Source organism: Streptomyces sp. NPDC055013 (genome assembly GCF_053608645.1).
In genome coordinates this window covers 222176-243085 of record NZ_JBSGVW010000007.1, presented here as the reverse complement: position 1 = coordinate 243085, position 20910 = coordinate 222176, and the positions used below count along the sequence as shown (strand labels likewise).

The window sequence follows — 20910 nt, the reverse complement described above, 5'->3', positions numbered from 1 at the left end:
CCCGGCGCGCTCGCTTAAATGCCCCCCTCCCGCAGTGCACCCGAAGTCTCTAGGCTCGGAGGTTCACGGCCGGGCCCGCACGCTTTCACCGTCCCGACCTCAGCGTCCAAACCGAAGGACACCGACCATGCGCCGCGCCTTGATCGTCGTAGATGTGCAGAACGACTTCTGCGAGGGAGGCAGCCTCGCGGTGGCCGGCGGTGCCGACGTGGCCGCCGCCGTCACGGAGCTGATCGGGCAGGCGGCCGGGTCGGGCTACCAGCACGTCGTGGCGACCCGCGATCACCACATCGCCCCGGGCGGCCACTTCTCCACCAACCCCGACTTCGCCCACTCCTGGCCGGCGCACTGCGTCGCCGGCACGGAGGGTGTCGGCTTCCACCCGAACTTCGCCCCCGCCGTCGCGTCCGGCGCGATCGACGCCGTGTTCGACAAGGGGGCGTACGCGGCGGCGTACAGCGGGTTCGAGGGGGCCGACGAGAACGGGGTGCGGCTGGCGGACTGGCTGCGGGCCAGGGAGGTCGTGGAGGTGGACGTGGTGGGCATCGCCACGGACCACTGTGTGCGCGCGACCGCGCTGGACGCGGCGCGGGAGGGCTTCCGTACGCAGGTGCTGCTGGATCTGACCGCCGGGGTGGCCTCGGAGACCACGGACCGGGCACTCGAGGAGATGCGCGAGGCGGGCGTCGAACTGACGGGCAAGCCGGTCGTCGCCTAGGCCCTCGCCCAGCGGCTCACACAGGCCCTCAGCGGCTCACGCGGGTGCCGCCGGAGTGCCGCCGGGCGCTCCGCGGGGGTGCCGCGCTCGGCCATCGGGCGGCTGCGGCGCCGCTGTGGCTGGTCGCGACCGCGCGCGGAGTCGCACATCGATGCAGCTCAGCGCCCCGGGGCGGCGTTGCCGAACCGTCGCCGATCCGGTCAGTGCCGCTTCAGTTCCTGAGCGCGCTCACGCCGGCGCCGCCGGGCGCCTCAGCAGTGCCCGGATCGGGTGCCACAGCTCCTGCGCCAGGTCAGGGCCCAGGACGACACCGTTGTCAGGTGCCGTTCGCCATATCAGGCCGTCGGGGTGGTGCAGGACGGCCGTGATCTCGTCGGGGGTCGGCGGGGCGGCGTTGCCCCGCAGGTAGACGGCGCGCATGCCCAGGTTGCGGAGCCTGGTCAGGGCTCGGGCGCGGTTCTGGGCGTGGACGAGGACACGGACGCAGCCCGTGCCGTCGGCGGTGGGTCTGGGCAGGTTCAGCGCCACCACGACGCTGCCGGTCGGCAGCTTGCAGAAACCTCCTGCGGCCATGCGGTCACACCCCCGTGCGAGTCGGTGTCAGGGTCGATGTCAGTTCCGGTGTCAATAACGGAAGCACAGGGTGCACCTAAACACGATCGGCGGCAACCCGCCAGAGGGTTGCCGCCGATCGCGCCTTGACCTGCATATATGCGGTTTACTTCACCGCGGGGCCGACCTCGACCGTGATCGTCGAGCCGTCCTTGGGCTCCTTGATGATCTTGATCTTGGTGTTGGTGTCAGTGATCTTGACACCCGCGGTCGGGGTCTCCGTGCTGTAGTACGTGCTGGTGTGGTCGTTGAAGACCGGCACCCCGGCACGCGACGGGATCCGGGTCGCGACGTCCGCGTTGTGCAGCGTCATGCCGTCCGTGCGGTACGTGCTGAACGGCGCGTCGTAGGACTGGATGCGGTTGCGCATCAGCGTGCCGTCGGACCACTTCAGCGGAGCCGGGTGGGAGTCGACCGGGAGGACGAGGCCGACACCGGGGTGCTTGCTGGTGTTGTTGTCCGCCTGGGAGGTGTCCCACTTCCAGATCAACAGGCCGTTCTGGTACGCGTAGTGCTCGACCCAGTCCGGACGGGTCGTCGAGAAGCCGAAGTTGTACGGGCCCGTCTTCAGGGTCTTGTCGTACGACACGTACTGGCGGTTCTCGGCGATGTAGTACTGCGCGTAGTCGTCCGTGATGGACGCGCCGATGCGCGAGAAGCCCTTGGTCTTCCAAGCGGCGTCCGCGGCCTCGGCGTTGTCGGAGAACACGGCGGTGCCGTCGGCGGTCACGGTGATCTGGTCGGCCGCAAAGCCCTTCTGGGCCACTCCGCCGTCCGTCTGGTAGCGGAAGCGCAGGTCGAACTTCTTGCCCGCGTAGGCGTCGAGCGGGAAGACCAGCTTCTTGTACGCGTCCACCGTGCCCGTGATCGCCGGCTTGCCGCTGGCGTCCTTCGGGATGGCCGCGCCGTCGACGGTGCCGTCGATCGCGGTCCAGTTGGCGCCGCCGTCGGTCGAGACCTCGGTGTAGAGGTAGTCGTACTCGGCCTCGATGTCGTACCAGCCGTCGAGCGTCAGGGAGGCCGCCGACTTGCCGGTGAGGTCCACCGAACGGGTCAGCGTGTTGGCGAGGTTGTCGCCGCTGCCGCTCCACCACTGGTTCGCGCCCTGCGCCGGGGCGACGATCTCGGTGGTGACCTTCTTCTTGGGAAGCTCGACCACGAGGGCCTGCTTGTGCCGGGTGTTGTACTCGGCGAGGCCCAGCTTGTGCTCGGACGTCGTCGCGGCCTTGGCCGTGTCGTACTTCAGCCAGCCCAACTGCAGCTTGTCCCAGCCGGTCATGTCGCCGGGCAGGTCACCGATCTCCTTCTTGCCGGTGCCGAGCCAGGAACCGGAGGACATCAGGGTCCAGAAGCCGGTGGAGTTCTCGCCGCCCTGGGTGTCGTAGTGGTCCGGCAGACCGAGGTCGTGGCCGTACTCGTGGGCGTAGACGCCGAGGCCGCCGTTCTCGGGCTGGACCGTGTAGTCGCCGACCCAGACGCCGGTGTCGCCGATCTTCGCGCCGCCCAGCTTGTTGCCGTCGGGGCCGGTGGCACCCGCGTCGGTGCCGAACGCGTACCAGCGGTGGGCCCAGATCGCGTCGGTGCCCTGCGCGCCGCCGCCCGCGGACTCGTCCTCACCGGCGTGCACGACCTGGAAGTGGTCGATGTAGCCGTCGGCCTCGTTGAAGTCGCCGTCGCCGTCGAAGTCGTAGCGGTCCCACTGGTCGAACTGCTTGACGTCCGCCTTGATCTCGGCGTCGGTCTTCCCAGCCGCCTTCTGCTGGGCGACCCACGAGTTCAGACCGTCGCTGACGACGTTCCAGACGCTGGAGCAGTTGGTCTGGCCGCAGGCGTTGTTGCCGTAACGGGCCTCGTTGTAGGGGACCTTGACCCAGTCGGAGACCTCGCCCTCGACCGAGTAGCGGCCGGAGGACTGCTTCTCGTAGTACTTCTTGACCGACTCGGTCTTCTTGCCGGTGCCGAAGTACAGGTCCTCGAAGTGCTTCTGGTTGTAGTCGGCCTTCCAGGCCGTGGAGTTGTCCTTCTTGGGGTCAGGCTTGGCTATCTGGTTGTGCAGCGGGCCGGGCGTGCCCCCGAACTCGCTGACCTTGTCGCCGAACTCGACCAGAATCGTGAAGATCTTGTCGGTCTTCTCGCGGCCCAGCTCGACGTACTTGCTGTCGCCCTTCTTGCTCTTGAGCTCGACGACCTGCGAGCCGCCACGCTTCTTGGCCTTGGTCCGCCCGGATATGAGCTGGTTCAGGGCCTCCTCGCGCTGCGCCTCCTGAGTCTTGCTCATCGGGCCGTCGAGGTTGTGGTCGGCGTGAGTGTGCTCCGCCGGGTCGTGCCGCTCGACGGACGCCGCCGGCGCGCCTTCGTCGGCCTGAGCCACCGCGAAGGTCGAGAACGTGGCCGCTGCGGTCGCGAGCGCGACGGCGGTTGCCGCCGTTCGGAACGTCCAGGGTCTACTGGTCACTTGCTTCCTCCCCCGCGTCCGGGCACGCGGAAGGAAGGGTCCTGGTCGTGGAGTCTCCGCGTGCGCCTGATCAACGCGTGTAGTCAAGTGACGACATTTGACTAGAGGTTAAGCAGAAAAAACAGACCTTGACTTGGACAGGTCAATTGCATTATGCGGAGTTGATGTTCGTTTAGCGGACAACGACCTTTCCGGCAATGGGCGCGTGCCGCCGTCCACTTGGTGGACGAGATGACTCCGTGCGCCCCCCGTGCACCGGCACTGTTGGTCAGGTCACGCTTACTGTTTGTTCCACTCGGGCATGCAGGCCGTTAGAGTCGGATGGCGGAACGCCCGGACGTCGGCGGAAAGCCAGGCCGAGACCCCCGTGCACCCCTGATTCCGAGGACACGATGATCATGCCTCGTCCGACTGCCGCACAGCTCGCCTACGGCTCGTGCACCGTGATCTTCTCGACGCTCGCCATGCTGCTGCTGTCACAGACCAGTTCGGGCGTGGGGATCGCGGTCATCGCCGTATCGGCGCTTCTGCTCGGGCTGCTGGTCGCCATGACGGTGCCCATGCCCAAGAAGCCCCGCGTGGTGGTTGTGCGCAAGCCCGCCCGCGCTGAACGGGAGCAGGCCGAGGAGCCTGTCCTGACCCAGTCCTGACGCACACCGTCCGCCGGCACCGACAGCGGTTGCCGGCGCCGGCGTCAGCTGGTGCTGACCACCACCGTCTTCGCCGACTTGTCGTGCAGGCCCTGCTTGTAGGGCCGGTCGAAGTAGCTCCAGCCACCGCAGATCACGGTCCAGATGCAGGCGCAGCAGAACGCGAACGGGATCCACAGCACCGCCGCCCGGATCAGCGAGGTCTGCACGGACGGCGTGGCCCCGTTGTCGAGGTTGGCCACCCGCATGTCGAGCAGCTTCTTGCCGAGCGTCTGCCCCGTCTTGGCGGTCAGGTAGGTGTCGTAGGCGATGAAGAGCACGGCGGCGACCAGTGACTGCAGGAACGACTTGCCGTACTCCACCTTGTCGGTGTCCACGTCGTACTCGGTGACGCCGAACCCCCATGTGAGCAGCCAGACGACGACGCCCACCAGGATCATGTCGATGATGCGGGCCAGCGTGCGCTTGCCGCTGCCGGCGAGCGGCGGCATCCCGGCGAGCGGGTCGGTGGGCTGACCGCCGCCGCCGTACGGGTCACCTCCGTACGGGCCGCCGCCACCGTAGGGGGGCGGGGGCTGGCCGCCGGGGGGAGGCGGAGGCTGGCCGCCGTACGGTGGCTGATCACCGTACGGCGAACCCGAGCCCCCGTCCGGCGGGGGCTGCTTCTTGAACGGATCGTCTTCCGGGGGCTGCTGACCGGGGCCGGGAGGCGGTTCGCTGCTCATGGCCCGAGTCGACCGCGAACCGGGCGGCTCCGCATCCGGCGCGGGGCCGTCCGGGGTACGGAATCTTCCGGGCCGTTTGCTGTATGCGGTCAGCCCGCGACGAACGTACCCGCCGCCTTGTCGTGCCAGCACTGGTGCCAGGGCCGGTCGAACAGGCACCACAGCACGCCGACGACGCCGACGGCGAGCAGGCCGGGGATGCTGTAGACGAGCCAGCGGCGCAGGGCCGCGCCGAACACCGGGGGTTCGTGGGCCTCGATGTCCCGCACCTCCAGGCCGAGCAGCTTCTTGCCCAGCGTGCGGCCCCACTTGGCGGTGGGCAGGACCTCGTAGACCACGCCGAACAGGAGCAGCACGGCCAGGATGACGCCGAGATACGCCGAGGTCGTGCCGTCCAGCAGCCAGACGGTGACCGTCTCGCCGGAGAGCTTGGCGGCGTCGATCTTGCCGTTCACGTGGTCGAGGGCCTTGGTGCCGAGCGGTACGGCGGCCACGGCGGTGACGGCGGCCAGCACGACGGTGTCCAGCAACCGGGCGGCCAGCCGCTTGCCGAGGCCCGCGGGGCGGGCGGCGGCCTGACGCATGGCGGCCGCCTGGAACGGGTCCAGGGTCGGCGGCTTCCACGGCGCGACCGGCTGGTCGTCGCCGGGGCCCGCGAGCCGGTGCACCTGCTGCGCCCAGGAGGACTGGCCGCCACCGGAGCCCGACGTCAAGGGCGTGCCCGACGCGGCCGCCGCCGGCTGCGGTCCGCCGGACTGCTGGGGGATGCTCGGGGAGGCCTGCTGTGGGCCGGAGAAGGCCGCGGGGGCGCCGGTGGCGGCCTGGGCAGCAGCCGCGGCCCCGGCGGCCGTCTGCGCCTGTCCCTGGGCCACCGCGGCCCGCTCGGAGGCGGCCTTCCCGGCGCCGAAGCCGGGGCCCTGCGGGGCGCCGGCCGCGGAGGGGCGGTCCGCGTCCGGACGTGCGGCGCCCGAACCGGCGGACGCGCCCGTGCTTCCGGACTGCGCCCCGGCCGCCCTGCCCTGCTGCCCCGTGCGCGGGGACACCGCGCGGATGGCCATGGTGCCGTCGACGGGGGCGGGGCCGCCGGACTCCGCCACGGGCCTGCGCATCATGAACGTGTCATTGGAGGCGACGCCCCCGGCGGGCGCGTCCGGCTCGGCGGGCGGGTTCGAGGCGGTGCCGTCCGTGCGGGCGGTGCCGCCCGTGGCCGCCGCCGCGCGCGGGTCCCTCGGGTCGGGCTCCTGCGGGTTGCCCCAGGAGACGCGGTGGTCCTGCTCCCCGCCGAAGCCGGCCTGGTGGGCGGGGTCGGCGCCCCAGGCGGACGCCGGCTCGGGCCGGCTGCCGTGCTGGGCGTCGGCCGGCGAGGACCCCTGCACCGGCTCCTCGTCGAAGAAGTGCGGGCCGGTCTCCTCGACCGAACCGGCCGAGGGCACGTCGGGGTTCGCGCCGGGCGGCGGCGCGAGCGATTCGCCGTCCGTCGGTGCCGGACGGCTGGTGCCCGGCACCCAGGAGGCGCCGTTCCAGTACCGGACATATCCAGGAATGGACGGGTCCGGGTAGTACCCATCGCGGGGCCTGTCGTCACCCGGGGCCGGGGTTGGGGCGCTCATGTCCGTCGTCCGGTATCTGCTCGTGGGTCAAATAGAGGCCTCCACATCTATCAGACCGGCGCAACAACCACTGCCAGTCCCGTAGGACCCACCCCTTTCCGGGCAACCTCGTACACGTACTTCACACGAGCGGAAGCAGAACGCGACCCACCGGCCCAGCACGTGCTTCACATGTGCGGTACGGCCCTGGGCGCTGGGTCGGGAAAAGTTTCGTGAACCCGCGTAATGGTCCACCCCTGCGCTGCCTCTCCACTCGTACGGGCCCGGTCACAGAGGGCCGTACGCGTCATGAGAGAGGAACGCACGCCATGGAGCACACCGTCGTCGAGCGTGAGCTGGAGCTCAGGCTCGTCCTGTCGCCCGAGCGCAGCGTCTGCGTGCCGGCGCTGTTGAGCTATCACAGCGACGATCCGTTCGCCGTCCGCATCGCCTTCCACATCAACTCCGAGCACCCGGTGCACTGGACCTTCGCCCGCGAACTGCTCGTGGAGGGGGTGTTTCGGCCGTGCGGGCACGGGGACGTGCGGGTATGGCCGACGAAGGTCGAGGGCCGCAGTGTCGTACTGATGGCGCTGAGCTCACCGGACGGGGACGCCCTCCTGGAGGCGCCGGCCGCGCAGGTGTCGGCCTGGCTGGAGCGCACGCTGCGGCTGGTGCCCCCGGGTGCCGAGGGCGGGCAGCTGGGGATCGACGACGCGCTCGACCAGCTGCTCGCCCAGTGAGCAGTGTCCGACGGACGTATCAGAACAGCTTCCCCGGGTTCAGGATGTCCAGTGGGTCGAAGACCTGCTTGATGCCCCGCTGCATCTCGATCCCGACGGGGCCGATCTCGCGTGCCAGCCACTCCTTCTTCAGGACACCCACGCCGTGCTCGCCGGTGATCGTGCCGCCGAGTTCCAGGCCGAGGGCCATGATCTCGTCGAAGGACTCACGGGCGCGCCGGGACTCGTCGGGGTCGGTCGCGTCGAAGCACACGGTCGGGTGGGTGTTGCCGTCACCGGCGTGGGCGACGACCCCGATGGTGAGCTGGTGCTTCTCGGCGATCCGCTCGACGCCCTCGATCAGGTCGCCGAGCCGCGAGCGGGGCACGCACACGTCGTCGATCATCGTCACACCGCGCACCGCCTCCAGCGCGGTGAGGGACAACCGCCGCGCCTGGAGGAGGAGTTCGGACTCGGCCGCGTCGTCGGCCGGGACCACCTGGGTGGCGCCGGCGGCCTCGCACAGGGCGCCCACGGCGGCGAGGTCGGAGGCCGGGTCCGGGGTGTCGAAGGCGGCCAGGAGCAGGGCCTCGGTCGTCTCCGGCAGCCCCATGTGCGCGAGGTCGTTGACCGCCTTGACCGTCGTACGGTCCATGATCTCCAGCAGCGACGGCACATGCCCGCCGGCCATGATCCGGCACACCGCGTCACAGGCGCCCGCCGCCGACGCGAACTCGGCGGCCAGGACCAGTTGCTGCGGCGGCTGCGGCCGCAGCGCCAGGACGGCCCGTACGACGATGCCGAGCGAGCCCTCGGAGCCGACGAAGAGCCGGGTCAGGTCGTATCCCGCGACGCCCTTGGCCGTACGGCGGCCCGTGGACATCAGCCGCCCGTCGGCGAGGACGACCTCCAGGCCGAGCACGTACTCGGCGGTCACCCCGTACTTCACGCAGCACAGGCCGCCGGAGGCCGTGCCGATGTTGCCGCCGATCGTGCACATCTCCCAGCTGGAGGGGTCCGGCGGGTAGTACAGGCCGTGTTCGCCCACCGCGCGCGAGAGGGCGGCGTTGATGACGCCGGGCTCGACGACGGCGATGCGGTCGACGGGGTTGATCTCCAGGATGCGGTCCATCTTGGTCAGGGACAGCACGATGCAGCCGTCGGAGGCGTTGGCCCCGCCCGACAGGCCCGTGCGGGCGCCCTGCGGGACGACCGGGACGCGCAGGGCGGTGGCGGTACGCATGACGTGCTGGACCTCTTCGACGGTCCGCGGCAGGACGACGACGGCGGGGGCGCCGGCCGGGCAGAAGCTGGCCATGTCGTTGGCGTAGGCGGCCGTGACGTCGGGATCGGTGAGGACGGCCTCGGCAGGCAGACCCGCGAGCAGCCGCTCGGTGAGGTCACCCCGGGCCTGGTCGGGTGCGGCTTCGGTACGGCTCATGATCACAGCGTCGCACTCGGGGCCATCGGTGTGAACCCCGCGTACGGCCGTCGGGGTCGAACGGGTGTGGTCGTCGTATTGACGCATGGCTTGACGCACAGTGAGCGCCATGGAGAACAGCGCCACGGGGAACAGCGCCGCGCAGACCGGCGCCTCGAATGACGCCTCGAATGACGCCTCGAAGAACACAGCGCGGAACGGACCGGGCACGCCGGGCCGCCGGCGGCGTATCCGGCGGCGGGTGCTGATCGCCGCGGTGGCGGGGTGTGCCGTGCTCGGTGGGGTGCTGGTGCTGCTGCCGTGGGGTCAGGGCGGGTCACGGGCGCCCGGACCGGCGCCCGGGGCGCAGGCGCTCGCCGCGGTCACCGCGGGCGTGCCGGCCGCGCTGCCCGATCTGGCGGTGCTGATCGACGAGCGGGAGAGCCATCTGCGGGCCCACCCCGAGGACGCCCGTTCGTGGGCGGTGCTGGGCGCGGCGTATGTGGAGCAGGGGCGGCGCACCGCCGAGCCGGAGTACTACCCGAAGGCCGAGAAGGCGCTGCGTACGTCGCTGAAGGTGCGGGACCCGAACGCCGAGGCGATGGCCGGCATGGCGGCGCTGGCGAACGCGCGGCGGGACTTCGGCGCGGCCCGGACCTGGGGCGAGGCGGCGCTGAAGACGGACCGCAAGCGGTGGACGACGTATCCGCCGCTGATCGACGCCTACACGGGGCTGGGTGACCACAAGGCGGCCAAGCGGACGCTGGACCGGCTGCTGGAGCTGCGCTCCGGCCCGGCGGTGCAGGCCCGGGCGGCGGCCGTCTACCGGGACCGGGGCTGGCGGGAGGACGCGGCGGTGGCGCTGTCCGACGCGGCCGCGGGCGCGCGGGCCCCGGCCGAGCGCGCTGCGTATCTCGAACGTGCCGGGCAGCTCGCCTGGGAACGCGGCGACCTGGACGTGGCCCTGCGCCACTTCAAGAAGGCCGTGCGCCTCGACCCCGACCAGCGGGCCGCGCTCGCCGGGCAGGGGCGGACGCTGGCGGCACTGGGCCGCACGACGGAGGCGCTGAACGCGTACCGGGCCGCCCTCGCCAAGCAGCCGCTCCCCGAATACGCCCTGGAACTGGGCGAGTTGTACGAGTCGCTGGGCATGGAGCAGGCGGCGCACGTGCAGTACGACCTGCTGCGGGAGCGGACGGCACGGGCCGCGGCCGGCGGAGTGGACGACGAACTCGTGCTGGGCCACTTCGAGGCGGACCACGGCGACCCGGAGTCCGCCGTGCAGCGGCTGCGGACCGAGTGGCGGCGGCAGCCGGGGGTCGCGGTGGCCGACGCGCTGGGGTGGGCGCTGCACCGGTCCGGGGAGCACAAGGAGGCACTTGAGTTCGCGAGGCTGGCGAACGACAAGAAGCGCGGGGGCGGGGTGCGCAGCGCGCTGTACGTCTATCACCAGGGGATGATCGAGCGGGAACTGGAGATGCCGGGGGCCGCGCGGCGTCATCTGCAGGAGGCGTTGCGGATCAATCCGCACTTCTCACCGACGCGGGTGCCGCCGGCCGAGGCGGCGTTGAAGGAGCTGGGCGAGCCGTCGGTGGAGGACGTACCGGACATGGACGCCGAGCCGAAGCGGCGGTGACCGCCCCTACAGGACCGCCGTGCCGATCAGCGCGTTGCGGCTGACCAGTCCCGCCAGTTCCGCCTCCGGCGTCCCCTCCGTGCCCTGCGGTCGGCGCGGCAGCACCATGTAGCGGGTCTCGGCGCTGGAGTCCCACACCGTGATCCGCGTGTCGATCGGCAGGTCCAGGCCGAACTCGGCGAGGACCGCCCGGGGTTCGCGGACCACGCGGGAGCGGTACGGCTCGGACTTGTACCAGCTCGGGGACGGCCCGAGGAGGCGGATGGGGTAGCAGGAGCAGAGGGTGCAGACGATGACGTTGTGCGTCGACGCCGTGTTCTCGACGACGCGCAGGCGCTGGTAGCCGCCCTCCATGAAGCCCAGCTCGCGCACGGCCGCCGTACCGTCCGTCAGCAGACGGGACTTGAAGTCCTCGTCGGTCCAGGCCCGCGCGACGACCCGCGCCCCGCTCGCCGGTGAGGCGCCCGCGAGGAACGCGTCGATCGCCTCGTCCAGTTCCCCGCCGGTGAGCACACCCTTGTCCTCCAGGAGGGTCTCCAGGCGCCGCACCCGGCGGGCGATCGTCGCGTCGGAGTGGTCACCGCTCATCGCCACGGTCCTCTTCCAAGTAGCTTTCCCACAGATCCAGTACGACGTGATGGTCGCCCTCGCCCCACAGGTCACGCGCCTGGAACCGCACCGCGTACACCTGCTCCACCGGCACGTCCGCACGCCCCTGCGCGCTGATGTCGGCCAGTTCGGCGGGCCCCTCCGGCTCGATCACGACGCCCCGCTTGCCGCGTGCGTAGCGGGGCAGGCGGGTGTGGTGGGCCGGGTCGTGGAGGTACGTCACCACACGCGACCCCGGGGCGAAACGGTCAGCCATCGAGCCCGTCCCGATCCAGCTCGCCGGGCTCCAGCACGCCCTTGCGTTCGAGGAGGTCGCTGATCGCGATGAACCAGCGTTCGTAGTACGACGCCGCCAGGTACTCGCGCGGCGGGATCGACTCGATCGCGTCCCGGAACTCGTTCAGATTGAAGATCTCCTGCGCGCGCAGGGCGTTCCAGATCCCGAAGACGCGCGCCTCCCAGTCGGCGTGGAAGGGCTCGGAGTCGTCCGCGGTGTCGACGGGACCGAACCCCTCGACGCCGCCGACGTCGTTGATCCTGGCCATGGGGTCAGCGTACGGCGCGTTCGGGCATCGCGCGGGCGTGCGCGGCTGTGGCCGGGCGCCCCGGAGTGCGGGTCCCCCCGTGGAACCCGCACTCCGGGAGAGGCTCAGCCGGCCGTCAGAGGTTTCCGCGCTTTTCCTGCTCCCGCTCGATCGCCTCGAACAGGGCCTTGAAGTTGCCCTTGCCGAAGCCCATGGAGCCGTGGCGTTCGATGATCTCGAAGAAGACCGTCGGGCGGTCCTGGACCGGCTTGGTGAAGATCTGCAGCAGATAGCCGTCCTCGTCGCGGTCCGCGAGGATCTTCAGCTCACGCAGGGTCTCGACGGGGACGCGGGTGTCGCCGACCCACTCGCCGAGGGTGTCGTAGTACGAGTCCGGGGTGTCGAGGAACCGAACCCCGGCCGCGCGCATGGTGCGTACCGTCTCGACGATGTCGTTCGTGTTGAGCGCGATGTGCTGGACGCCCGCGCCGCCGTAGAACTCCAGGTACTCGTCGATCTGGGACTTCTTCTTGGCGATGGCGGGCTCGTTGATCGGGAACTTGACCTTGAGCGTGCCGTCGGCCACGACCTTCGACATCAGCGCGCTGTACTCGGTCGCGATGTCGTCGCCCACGAACTCCTTCATGTTCGTGAAGCCCATGACCTTGTTGTAGAAGCCGACCCACTCGTTCATACGGCCGAGCTCGACGTTGCCGACGCAGTGGTCGATCGCCTGGAAGGTGCGCTGGGCGGGCGGCTCGACCATGGGGCTCGCCGCCACATAGCCGGGGAGGTACGGGCCGTCGTAGCCGGTGCGCTCGACGAGGGTGTGGCGGGTCTCGCCGTACGTCGCGATGGCGGCCAGGACGACGGTGCCGTGCTCGTCCTTCAGCTCGTAGGGCTCGGTGACGGACGTGGCGCCGTGCTCGAGCGCGTACGCGTACGCCTGTCGCGCGTCCGGCACCTCGATGGCGAGGTCGACGACACCGTCGCCGTGCTCGGCCACGTGCTGGGCGAGGAAGTGGCCCCAGGTGGTGGCGGGCTTGATGACGGACGTGAGGACGAAACGGGCGGAGCCGTTCTCCAGCACGTAGCTCGCGGTCTCGCGGCTGCCGTTCTCCGGTCCGGAGTAGGCCACGAGGCGCATGCCGAAAGCGGTCGAATAGTAGTGCGCCGCCTGCTTGGCGTTGCCCACGGCGAAGACGACCGCGTCCATTCCCTTGACCGGGAAGGGGTCGGCCTGCCGGGCGGTGTCGGGAGTGTGGTGTGTGGTCTGCGTCATAAGCGCAGCCTCATGCCATGCGGCAAGGTGCGCAATAGTTTGGTTTTCGGCTGGGCAATCTGCTCAGTGGTGGGCCCGTTCCTGCGGGCTTTCTGTACAGGATGACCACCCCCAGTGGCGAGAAGAGGCGGGCTGTCGTGGCGATCGATCATCTGGACGGACGGATCATCGTGCTGCTGGCGCGGGAGCCGCGGATCGGGGTGCTGGAGATGTCCCGGCGGCTGGGGGTGGCCCGCGGGACCGTGCAGGCGCGGCTGGACCGGCTTCAGTCGAACGGAGTCATCCGCGGCTTCGGTCCCGAGGTCGATCCGGCGGCACTCGGGTATCCGGTCACCGCCTTCGCGACGCTGCAGATCCGGCAGGGGCAAGGGGCCGACGTACGGGCGCACTTGGCGACCGTGCCGGAGGTGCTGGAGCTGCACACGACCACCGGGACCGGGGACATGCTGTGCCGTCTCGTGGCGCGCTCCAACGCCGATCTTCAGCGTGTGATCGACCGGGTTGTCGGTTTCGATGGGATCGTCCGGGCCTCCACGGCGATCGTGATGGAGAACCCCGTTCCGCTGCGGATCATCCCGCTGGTGGAGCAGGCGGCGGAGGACCGGGCACACAGCTAGCCCGCGACCTGGTGGGGTGAGTCCGTGTGAATTTCTGGGAGTACCTGGGCAACCGCCACCAGCAGCTGCTCACCGACGCCTACCAGCACGCCAGCGCCGTCTTCCAGTGCATGGTCGTGGCGACCCTGCTCGGGGTGCTGATCGGCGTGGCCACGTACCGCAGCGAGTGGGCCGGCAATTTCGCCACGCTGACCACCGCGGGCATCCTGACCATTCCCTCGCTCGCCATGATCGGTCTGCTCATTCCGATCGTGGGGCTGGGCGTGCCGCCCACGGTGATCACGCTGACGCTGTACGGCCTGCTGCCGATCGTGCGCAACTCGATCGTCGGGCTGCGCGGCGTCGACCCGTCCCTGGTGGAGGCGGCCCGGGGCATCGGCATGTCCCGGCTCACCCAGCTGCTCAAGGTGGAGCTGCCGCTCGCCTGGCCGCCGATCCTGACCGGGATCCGGGTCGCGACGCAGATGCTGATGGGCATCGCGGCGATCGCGGCGTACGCCTCCGGGCCCGGCCTCGGCAATGTGATCTTCCGCGGGCTCGCCTCGCTGGGCAGCGCGAACGCGCTCAACCAGGTCCTCGCGGGCACGGTCGGGATCATCATCCTGGCGCTGCTGTTCGACGCCGCGTACGTCCTGATCGGACGGCTGACCATCCCCAGGGGGATCCGTGTCTGAGCACGAGTCCGGCAGCGGCCGGCACGGAGCCTCCATCGAGCTGGAGAACCTGACCAAGCGCTATCCCGGCAGCCCACAGCCCGCCGTGGACAGCGTGAACATGGAGATCAAGGCGGGCGAGGTGGTCATCCTCGTCGGCCCCTCCGGGTGCGGGAAGTCCACGACGCTCAAGATGATCAACCGGCTGATCGAGCCGACCGGCGGCCGTATCCGCATCGGCGGCGAGGACGTCACCGACATCGACCCCGTGAAGCTGCGCCGCAAGGTCGGTTACGCCATCCAGTCCGCCGGACTGTTCCCGCACATGACGGTCGCGCAGAACATCGGTCTCGTACCGAAGATGATCGGCTGGTCGAAGACGCGGATCGGCTCGCGGGTCGAGGAGCTGCTCGACCTCGTCGGGCTGGACCCCGGCGAGTTCCACGGCCGTTATCCGCGCCAGCTCTCCGGCGGGCAGCAGCAGCGCGTGGGCGTGGCGCGGGCGCTGGCCGCCGATCCGCCGGTGCTGCTGATGGACGAGCCGTTCGGCGCGGTCGACCCGATCACTCGTGATCACCTCCAGGACGAGCTGATCAGGCTGCAGCACGAGCTGCACAAGACGATCGTCTTCGTCACGCACGACTTCGACGAGGCGATCAAGATCGGTGACCGTATCGCCGTGCTGCGCGAACAGTCGCACATCGCTCAGTTCGACACCCCGGAGGCGATCCTCACCAACCCCACCGACGACTTCGTGTCCGGGTTCGTCGGAGCCGGTGCGGCGCTGAAGCGGCTGAACCTGACCCGGGTACGGGACGTGGAGATCACCGACTATCCGACGGTGACCTTCGACGATCCGCTCCAGGAGATCTTCAACCGGCTGCGCTCCAGCGGCACCAACGAGATCCTGCTGCTCGACAAGCGGGGCCGGCCCTACAAGTGGCTGCGGCGCGGCGATCTGATGCGGGCCAGGGGTTCGCTCGCGCGGGCCGGGACGCTGGTGAACGACACCGTGACGCGGGACGCCACGCTGCGGGACGCCCTGGAGGCGGTCCTCACCGACAACGCGGGGCGGGTGGTGGTGACCGGGCGGCGCGGTGAGTACACGGGCGTCGTCGACATGGAGACGCTGATGAACTCCGTGCACGAGCTGCTGGAGGCGGACCGGCTGGAGGCGCTCGAGGCCCAGCACGAGCTGGAGGGTTCCCGGGCCGGGCGCACGCACGCCGAGCAGGAGGGCGACGGAGGGGAGCACAAGGCGTGAGCACTCCCGAGACCCCGAGGACGTCCCGGGTTCAGGAGACGTCCGAACGTGGCGAGGCACCCGAGAACCCCGAGCCGGACGGGAGCGACGGGGCCCCCTCGCGCTTCGCCGCGAAGCGCCCGGCCAGCAAGCTGAGTTGGCAGCAGCTCACCATCGTGCCGGCGATGCTGGTGGTGCTGCTGCTCGCGACCTGGCTGTGGTTCCAGCAGGCCGACCTCGACCCGGTCTCCGAGAACGCGCTGTCGAACGGTCAGGTCTCGCAGGCCCTGTGGGAGCAGATCGAACTCACGGTGATCTCCACGTTCTTCGTGCTGATCATCGCGATCCCGCTGGGGATCCTGCTCACCCGGCGGGCGTTCAGGAAGGCGACACCGGTGGCCATGGCCCTCGCCAACATGGGCCAGGCGACCCCCGCGATCGGTCTTCTCGCCCTGCTGGTGATCTGGCTGGGCATCGGCAGGAAGGCGGCCCTGATCGGCATGATCGCCTACGCCGTCCTGCCCGTGCTGTCCAACACCATCGCCGGCCTCAAGGCGAACGACCCGACCGTGCTGGAGGCGGCGCGCGGTATCGGCATGTCCGCGACGGGGGTGCTGACGCGGGTGGAGCTGCCGCTGGCGGTTCCGCTGATCCTGGCGGGCGTGCGCACGGCCCTGGTCCTCAACGTCGGTACGGCGACCCTGGCGGTCTTCGGCGGAGGCGGCGGGCTGGGCGTGCTGATCACGGCCGGCATCACCAACCAGCGGATGCCGGTCCTGGTCCTCGGCTCGATCCTCACGGTCGCCCTCGCCCTGCTGGTCGACTGGCTGGCATCGCTGGTGGAAGTGCTGTTGCGGCCACGGGGGCTGGACCTGTGAGGCGGCGGACGGTCCTGCTCGCGGGGGGACTGCTGGTGGCGGCCGCAGGGTGCGGTCTGACCAGCGGCTCCCCCATGGTCGACGACGTACGGCCCGGGAGCATCGGACGGGGCGAGCCGCTGGAGGGGGCCGAACTGACGGTGACGTCGAAGTCGTTCACCGAGCAGCTCATCCTCGGCGCGATCATGGGCATCGCCTTCGAGGCGGCGGGCGCGGAGGTACTCGACCGCACCGGCATCCAGGGCTCCATCGGCAGCCGCGAGGCGGTGCGCAAGGGCGATGCCGACGCCGGGTACGAGTACACGGGCACGGCCTGGATCACCTACCTGGGGCACAGCGAGCCCATCACCGACCCGCACGAGCAGTGGGAGGCGGTGCGCAAGGAGGACGTGAAGAACGGGCTGACCTGGCTGCCGCCGTCCGCGCTGGACAACACGTACGCCCTGGCGATGAACCAGGCGAACCACAAGAAGTACCGCACGAACGACCTCTCCGAGGTCGCGGCGCTGTCCAAGTCCGACCCGTCCGCGGTGACGCTGTGCGTGGAGGTCGAGTTCGCCAACCGGGCGGACGGGCTGCCGGGGATGCAGAAGGCGTACGGCATGAACGTGCCGTCGAAGAACATCACCCAGATGGACACCGGGATCATCTACACGCAGGCCGCGAAGGGGAACTGCACCTACGGCGAGGTCTACACGACGGACGGCCGCATCAAGTCCATGAACCTCGTGGTGATGGACGACGACAAGCACTTCTTCCCCAACTACAACGCCGCCCCGGTGATCAACACCAAGACCCTGAAGAAATGGCCGGCCATCCCCGACGTCCTCGACCCGATCACCAAGAAGCTGAACAACACGGTGGCGCAGGACCTGAACGCGAAGGTGGACGTGGACGGGGAGGATCCGCATCAGGTGGCGTTGGACTGGATGAAGGAGGAGGGGTTCGTGAAGTAGGGGGCCCGCGGTCGGATCCGGAGCCAACTTCCAAAGAACTCGTTGCAAAGTAACCTTTGCATAGCTACCTTTGTACGCATGCCGGAAGAGCACAACGTACGGAAACTCGACGCGCGTTCACTGCGTGGGCTCGCTCATCCCCTGCGGATGGAGCTGCTCAACGCGCTACGCCGCACCGGACCCGCCACGGCCTCGATGCTCGCCGAGCGGCTGGGCGAGTCGAGCGGTGCCACCAGCTACCACCTGCGCCAGCTCGCCGCGCACGGGTTCGTCGAAGACGCCCCTGAGCACGGCAAGGGACGGGAGCGCTGGTGGCGGGCCGTGGACTCGGGGATCGCGATGGACGAGAACCTGTTCCAGAGCCCGGACCCGGCAGTCCGCGGCGCGGCCGACCTGCTGCTGCACGAGCTCGTGAACCGGCACACCCGCGAGCTGTCCTCCTGGCTGTCCACGCGTGACAGATGGTTCCCGCGATGGACGGACCACTCGATGGACCTGAGCGACTTCACGCTACGGCTGACACCCGAGCGTTCCCGCGAACTCATCGGCAGGATGCACGAGTTGCTCAACAGCTACCAGGCGCATGAGGCCGCGGAGGACGACCCGGACGCGGCGCAGGTCCGCCTCCACACGCACGTCTTCCCCGTCACCACGGACCCGGAGGGGCCCCGATGACCGACCCCGAGACGCGTCTCTCCCTGCACCACCTGCACGCGGCCGACCTCCACGCCCAAGCCCACGCCCACCGTCTGGCCACCGAAGCCAGGCAGCCCCGCCACCTACGGGCCCGCCTCGGCTGGACGTTGGTGGAGATCGGCCTGCGCCTCGCCACCCCTCCGCGGCCGACCGTCGCCACCGGCTAGCAGCTCGGCACAGAGCCCTTCCCCGACTCCAGCGCCTCCAGCGCGCCCACCGCCCCCTTCAGCGTCGTCACCGGCACCAACCGCAACCCCTCCGGCAGTTCCGCCTTCGCGTCGCCGCACTCGGCCTTCGGGACCAGGAAGACCGTCGCCCCGTCCCGCTTGGCGGCCTGGGTCTTGAGGGAGACGCCGCCGACCGCGCCGACCTTGCCCGCCGCGTCGATCGTGCCCGTGCCCGCGATGCTGCGGCCGCCCGTGAGGCCGCCGCCCTCGCCGTTGCCGTTCAGCTTGTCGATGATGCCGAGGGAGAAGAGGAGGCCGGCGCTGGGGCCGCCCACGTCCGCGAGGGTGAGGGTGACCTTGATGTTCTTGTCGTCGAGGTCCAGGTAGTTCAGCGCGGCCTCGGTCGCGGCGTCCTGGGACTCCTTCATCTGCTCGGTGTTGTACTGCTCGATCTCCCGCGTGCTCTGCCCACTCGGATAGACCGAGTCGCGCGGCATGACCGCCTTCTCCGTGCTGAACCAGGCGTCGATCACGTCACCGAACCGCACGTCCGTGTCGGGGGACGTCGCCTCGATGGTCGTCATGCGCAGCTGGCCGCTCGTGTCCCGGGTCGGCGCCCCGGAGATCGTGATCACCGGTTCGCCCTTGTTGTCGCCCAGCACGTTCGCCGTCAGACCGGGCTGCGTCAGCGAGAACGGCAGCGGCGCGAAGGCGGCCGTGGCGAGCAGGGCCACGACCGGCAGGGCGCAGACGGCGATGGCCCGGGGGCGCGTGAGACGAGAGAGCACGGGATCAATCTAACGTGGCGGCGGGTTCCGGCCAGGCGCAGGTCGGAGCTGCCCGGGTTGCCCCATTCAGGTCACGTACAGGTCGCGCCGTTCCTTCGTGAAGCGCCGCAGTGTCTCCGGCACCGGCGCCACCCCGATGCCCGGCGACCGGGGCACCGGAAGATGGCCGTCGACCAGCACGAACGGCTCCGTGATGTCCTCGGCGAAGTAGCGGCTGGACGCCGACGTGTCCCCGGGGAGCGTGCAGCCGGGCAGGGCCGCCAGCGCCAGGTTCGGGGCGCGGCCGATGCCCGTCTCCAGCATGCCGCCGCACCACACCGGCACCCCGTGCGCGTACGCCACGTCATGCACACGCCGCGCCTCCAGGTATCCCCCGACCCGCGCTGGCTTCACGTTCACCACCCGGCAGGCGTCCATCGCGATCGCGGACGCGGTGTCGGCGGCGTTGTGCAGGGACTCGTCCAGGCAGACGGGGGTCGCGATGCGCTGCTGGAGGCGGGCGTGGGCGTACAGGTTGTTCTCCGCGAGCGGCTCCTCGATCAGCAGCAGCCCGAACTCGTCCAGCCGCCGCAGATGCTCGGCGTCCGCGAGCGTGTACGCCGTGTTGGCGTCGACCTGGAGCGGCAGGTCCGCTCCGAAGCGGTCGCGCACGGCCCGTACCGGCTCCAGATCCCAGCCCGGCTCGATCTTCAGCTTGATCCGGACGTACCCCTCGGCGAGATACCCCTCGACGTCGTCCAGCAGCTCGGCGACGGTCCCCCTGATCCCGACCGACACCCCGGCCGGCACCCGCTCGCGCACCGACCCGAGATACGTGGCCAGCGGCATCCCGTACGACCGCAGCTCCGCGTCGAGTACGGCCGTCTCCAGCGCCGCCTTCGCCAGCTCGTGTCCCTTGATGCCCGCCATCGCCGGAGCGAGGTGGGCCGTACCGAGCAGGGGCAGGGCGGCGACGCGCGGCAGCAGGAAGTCACGCAGGACGATCTCCGCGCCGGCCACGAACTCCGAGCAGTACAGCGGCTCGGGGTCGGCCGCGAACTCCGACCAGCCCTCGGCCGCGTCCGTGACGACGTGCAGCAGGAAGGTGTCCTTCGTCGTCATCGTGCCGAAGGACGTACGGAAGGGGCTGACCAGCGGAATCGCCACGTGGACGATCTCGACGCGTTCGAGTTTCACGAGGTGGCCTCCCGGCGGGTGAGCGTGTACCAGCCGTCCCGGGACATGTCCGTCGCCGTGAACCCGTCGGCGAAGGCCTTCGTGAACACCTCGCGCACGGCCCGCCGCCAGCCCAGCGCGAGCTCCGGGTCCGCGGCCCGCAGCGCCACTATGTCGTCCGGTACGCGGCACCAGACATACCGGTCCTGCGGGTCCCGGCGAGCGAGCGGCCCGCCGTCGGGGGCCGTGTGGGTGGCGGGTGCGGCCTCGCGATCCGGGATGCCGGGCCCGGCGTGGCCGGACTGCCCCTGCGGTGGCCCGATCAGGTCCCAGGTCACCTCCAGCCGATCACTCTCGTCGCCGTCGTTCACGCCGTCCGCCATCGGGCCGTAGAAGTCGATGAGGTAGCCGGTGCCGGTGGCGCCCAGTTTGACGAAGTTGAACCGGGCGTTCCGGCCGACCAGCGGATCGAAGGTCCAGCGCATGGTCAGCGCCCCGAGCTCCACCGCCCAGGCCCGCTGCGCCCGCTTGAGCTGCGGCCCGAGCCCCCGCTCGGCGGCGGCCAGCAGCGAGTACGTCTCCCGCGACGCCGGCGGCCCGAACACGGCGACACAGCCACCGACGAGCCGGTCACCGTCGTACGCGGCGTGCACCGCCCCGCCCGCGTGAGCGAGGCTGTTCAGCGTCTCGGGCAGCAAGGGCGGCGCGGCACGAGGCGTCTGCCATACGTCACTGAAGTAGTCGGCAACAGCGGTGAACCCGGCGGGCTCGTGGACGGTGCGGATGCTCAGTGAGGTCATGACACGAGTGTCGGA

23 protein-coding genes are annotated in these 20910 nt (G+C 70.3%); 11 read left to right on the top strand and 12 right to left on the bottom strand.

The features are described 5' to 3' along the window. Positions 1 to 127 precede the first annotated feature (127 nt). Positions 128 to 718, top strand: a complete 591-nt coding sequence (locus ACWGDB_RS12310) for an isochorismatase family protein (RefSeq protein ID WP_328881359.1) — start codon at positions 128 to 130, stop codon at positions 716 to 718. A gap of 228 nt (positions 719 to 946) precedes the next feature. Here the strand turns inward: ACWGDB_RS12310 and ACWGDB_RS12305 are convergent, their stop codons facing one another. Continuing rightward, positions 947 to 1291 (bottom strand): hypothetical protein, encoded by a 345-nt coding sequence (locus ACWGDB_RS12305; protein WP_383608758.1) that lies wholly within the window; start codon positions 1289 to 1291, stop codon positions 947 to 949. A gap of 145 nt (positions 1292 to 1436) precedes the next feature. Beyond that, entirely contained in the window at positions 1437 to 3785 is a 2349-nt protein-coding gene (locus ACWGDB_RS12300) for an immune inhibitor A domain-containing protein (protein WP_453822359.1), read from the bottom strand. Between the two features lie 398 nt (positions 3786 to 4183). On the opposite strand from ACWGDB_RS12300, the gene ACWGDB_RS12295 reads away from it, so the two are divergent. Next, entirely contained in the window at positions 4184 to 4435 is a 252-nt protein-coding gene (locus ACWGDB_RS12295; RefSeq protein ID WP_453822358.1) for a hypothetical protein, read from the top strand. A 44-nt stretch (positions 4436 to 4479) separates the two neighbouring features. Here the strand turns inward: ACWGDB_RS12295 and ACWGDB_RS12290 are convergent, their stop codons facing one another. Beyond that, complete coding sequence (locus tag ACWGDB_RS12290) at positions 4480 to 5160, bottom strand: RDD family protein (RefSeq protein ID WP_453822357.1); 681 nt, start codon at positions 5158 to 5160, stop codon at positions 4480 to 4482. Between the two features lie 89 nt (positions 5161 to 5249). Beyond that, positions 5250 to 6770, bottom strand: a complete 1521-nt coding sequence (locus ACWGDB_RS12285) for an RDD family protein (protein WP_453822356.1) — start codon at positions 6768 to 6770, stop codon at positions 5250 to 5252. A gap of 308 nt (positions 6771 to 7078) precedes the next feature. On the opposite strand from ACWGDB_RS12285, the gene ACWGDB_RS12280 reads away from it, so the two are divergent. Next, the gene (locus ACWGDB_RS12280; protein ID WP_453822355.1) at positions 7079 to 7492 is read left to right on the top strand and encodes an SsgA family sporulation/cell division regulator; all 414 of its coding nucleotides are present in this window, start codon (positions 7079 to 7081) and stop codon (positions 7490 to 7492) included. A 19-nt stretch (positions 7493 to 7511) separates the two neighbouring features. On the opposite strand, the gene ACWGDB_RS12275 is transcribed toward ACWGDB_RS12280, so the two are convergent. Continuing rightward, positions 7512 to 8918, bottom strand: a complete 1407-nt coding sequence (locus tag ACWGDB_RS12275; RefSeq protein ID WP_453822404.1) for an FAD-binding oxidoreductase — start codon at positions 8916 to 8918, stop codon at positions 7512 to 7514. Between the two features lie 103 nt (positions 8919 to 9021). On the opposite strand from ACWGDB_RS12275, the gene ACWGDB_RS12270 reads away from it, so the two are divergent. Next, complete coding sequence (locus tag ACWGDB_RS12270) at positions 9022 to 10527, top strand: tetratricopeptide repeat protein (protein ID WP_453822354.1); 1506 nt, start codon at positions 9022 to 9024, stop codon at positions 10525 to 10527. A 6-nt stretch (positions 10528 to 10533) separates the two neighbouring features. Here ACWGDB_RS12270 and nthA read toward each other — a convergent pair whose 3' ends face one another. The 4 genes from nthA to hppD all read right to left on the bottom strand — a co-directional run bounded on the left by nthA (position 10534) and on the right by hppD (position 12942). Then, entirely contained in the window at positions 10534 to 11115 is a 582-nt protein-coding gene (gene nthA, locus ACWGDB_RS12265; RefSeq protein ID WP_453822353.1) for a nitrile hydratase subunit alpha, read from the bottom strand. After that, a complete protein-coding gene (locus ACWGDB_RS12260; protein WP_369271339.1) occupies positions 11105 to 11392 on the bottom strand; it encodes an SH3-like domain-containing protein in 288 nt (95 codons plus the stop codon). Before ACWGDB_RS12260 ends, nthA begins: the two co-directional genes overlap by 11 nt. Further along, positions 11385 to 11681: a hypothetical protein gene (locus ACWGDB_RS12255; RefSeq protein ID WP_383608736.1), complete on the bottom strand. Its 297-nt coding sequence runs from the start codon at positions 11679 to 11681 to the stop codon at positions 11385 to 11387. The genes ACWGDB_RS12260 and ACWGDB_RS12255 overlap by 8 nt, the downstream gene beginning before the upstream one ends. Positions 11682 to 11796: 115 nt before the next feature. Next, positions 11797 to 12942 (bottom strand): 4-hydroxyphenylpyruvate dioxygenase, encoded by a 1146-nt coding sequence (hppD, locus tag ACWGDB_RS12250; protein ID WP_453822352.1) that lies wholly within the window; start codon positions 12940 to 12942, stop codon positions 11797 to 11799. Between the two features lie 137 nt (positions 12943 to 13079). Here hppD and ACWGDB_RS12245 point away from each other — a divergent pair, with 137 nt between their 5' ends. The 7 genes from ACWGDB_RS12245 (at position 13080) to ACWGDB_RS12215 (ending at position 18152) form a co-directional block, all read left to right on the top strand. Continuing rightward, positions 13080 to 13559: an Lrp/AsnC family transcriptional regulator gene (locus ACWGDB_RS12245; RefSeq protein WP_328427359.1), complete on the top strand. Its 480-nt coding sequence runs from the start codon at positions 13080 to 13082 to the stop codon at positions 13557 to 13559. A 26-nt stretch (positions 13560 to 13585) separates the two neighbouring features. Beyond that, positions 13586 to 14233: an ABC transporter permease gene (locus ACWGDB_RS12240; RefSeq protein WP_328427358.1), complete on the top strand. Its 648-nt coding sequence runs from the start codon at positions 13586 to 13588 to the stop codon at positions 14231 to 14233. Continuing rightward, entirely contained in the window at positions 14226 to 15476 is a 1251-nt protein-coding gene (locus tag ACWGDB_RS12235; protein WP_383632837.1) for a betaine/proline/choline family ABC transporter ATP-binding protein, read from the top strand. Before ACWGDB_RS12240 ends, ACWGDB_RS12235 begins: the two co-directional genes overlap by 8 nt. Beyond that, positions 15473 to 16333 carry an ABC transporter permease gene (locus ACWGDB_RS12230; RefSeq protein WP_453822351.1) on the top strand — a complete coding sequence of 287 codons (861 nt, stop codon included), beginning with the start codon at positions 15473 to 15475 and terminating at the stop codon, positions 16331 to 16333. Before ACWGDB_RS12235 ends, ACWGDB_RS12230 begins: the two co-directional genes overlap by 4 nt. After that, positions 16330 to 17289, top strand: a complete 960-nt coding sequence (locus ACWGDB_RS12225; RefSeq protein WP_453822350.1) for a glycine betaine ABC transporter substrate-binding protein — start codon at positions 16330 to 16332, stop codon at positions 17287 to 17289. The genes ACWGDB_RS12230 and ACWGDB_RS12225 overlap by 4 nt, the downstream gene beginning before the upstream one ends. A 78-nt stretch (positions 17290 to 17367) precedes the next feature. Further along, positions 17368 to 17964 (top strand): ArsR/SmtB family transcription factor, encoded by a 597-nt coding sequence (locus tag ACWGDB_RS12220; RefSeq protein WP_453822349.1) that lies wholly within the window; start codon positions 17368 to 17370, stop codon positions 17962 to 17964. Continuing rightward, positions 17961 to 18152 (top strand): hypothetical protein, encoded by a 192-nt coding sequence (locus ACWGDB_RS12215; RefSeq protein ID WP_453822348.1) that lies wholly within the window; start codon positions 17961 to 17963, stop codon positions 18150 to 18152. The genes ACWGDB_RS12220 and ACWGDB_RS12215 overlap by 4 nt, the downstream gene beginning before the upstream one ends. On the opposite strand, the gene ACWGDB_RS12210 is transcribed toward ACWGDB_RS12215, so the two are convergent. The 3 genes from ACWGDB_RS12210 to ACWGDB_RS12200 form a co-directional block, all read right to left on the bottom strand. After that, positions 18149 to 18940, bottom strand: coding sequence for a S16 family serine protease (locus tag ACWGDB_RS12210; RefSeq protein WP_453822347.1), 792 nt, complete (start codon positions 18938 to 18940; stop codon positions 18149 to 18151). The two genes, ACWGDB_RS12215 and ACWGDB_RS12210, sit on opposite strands and share 4 nt — an antisense overlap. A gap of 66 nt (positions 18941 to 19006) precedes the next feature. After that, positions 19007 to 20116: an o-succinylbenzoate synthase gene (gene menC / locus ACWGDB_RS12205; protein ID WP_383608714.1), complete on the bottom strand. Its 1110-nt coding sequence runs from the start codon at positions 20114 to 20116 to the stop codon at positions 19007 to 19009. Continuing rightward, positions 20113 to 20895, bottom strand: a complete 783-nt coding sequence (locus ACWGDB_RS12200) for a chorismate synthase (protein WP_453822346.1) — start codon at positions 20893 to 20895, stop codon at positions 20113 to 20115. Before ACWGDB_RS12200 ends, menC begins: the two co-directional genes overlap by 4 nt. Positions 20896 to 20910 lie beyond the last annotated feature (15 nt).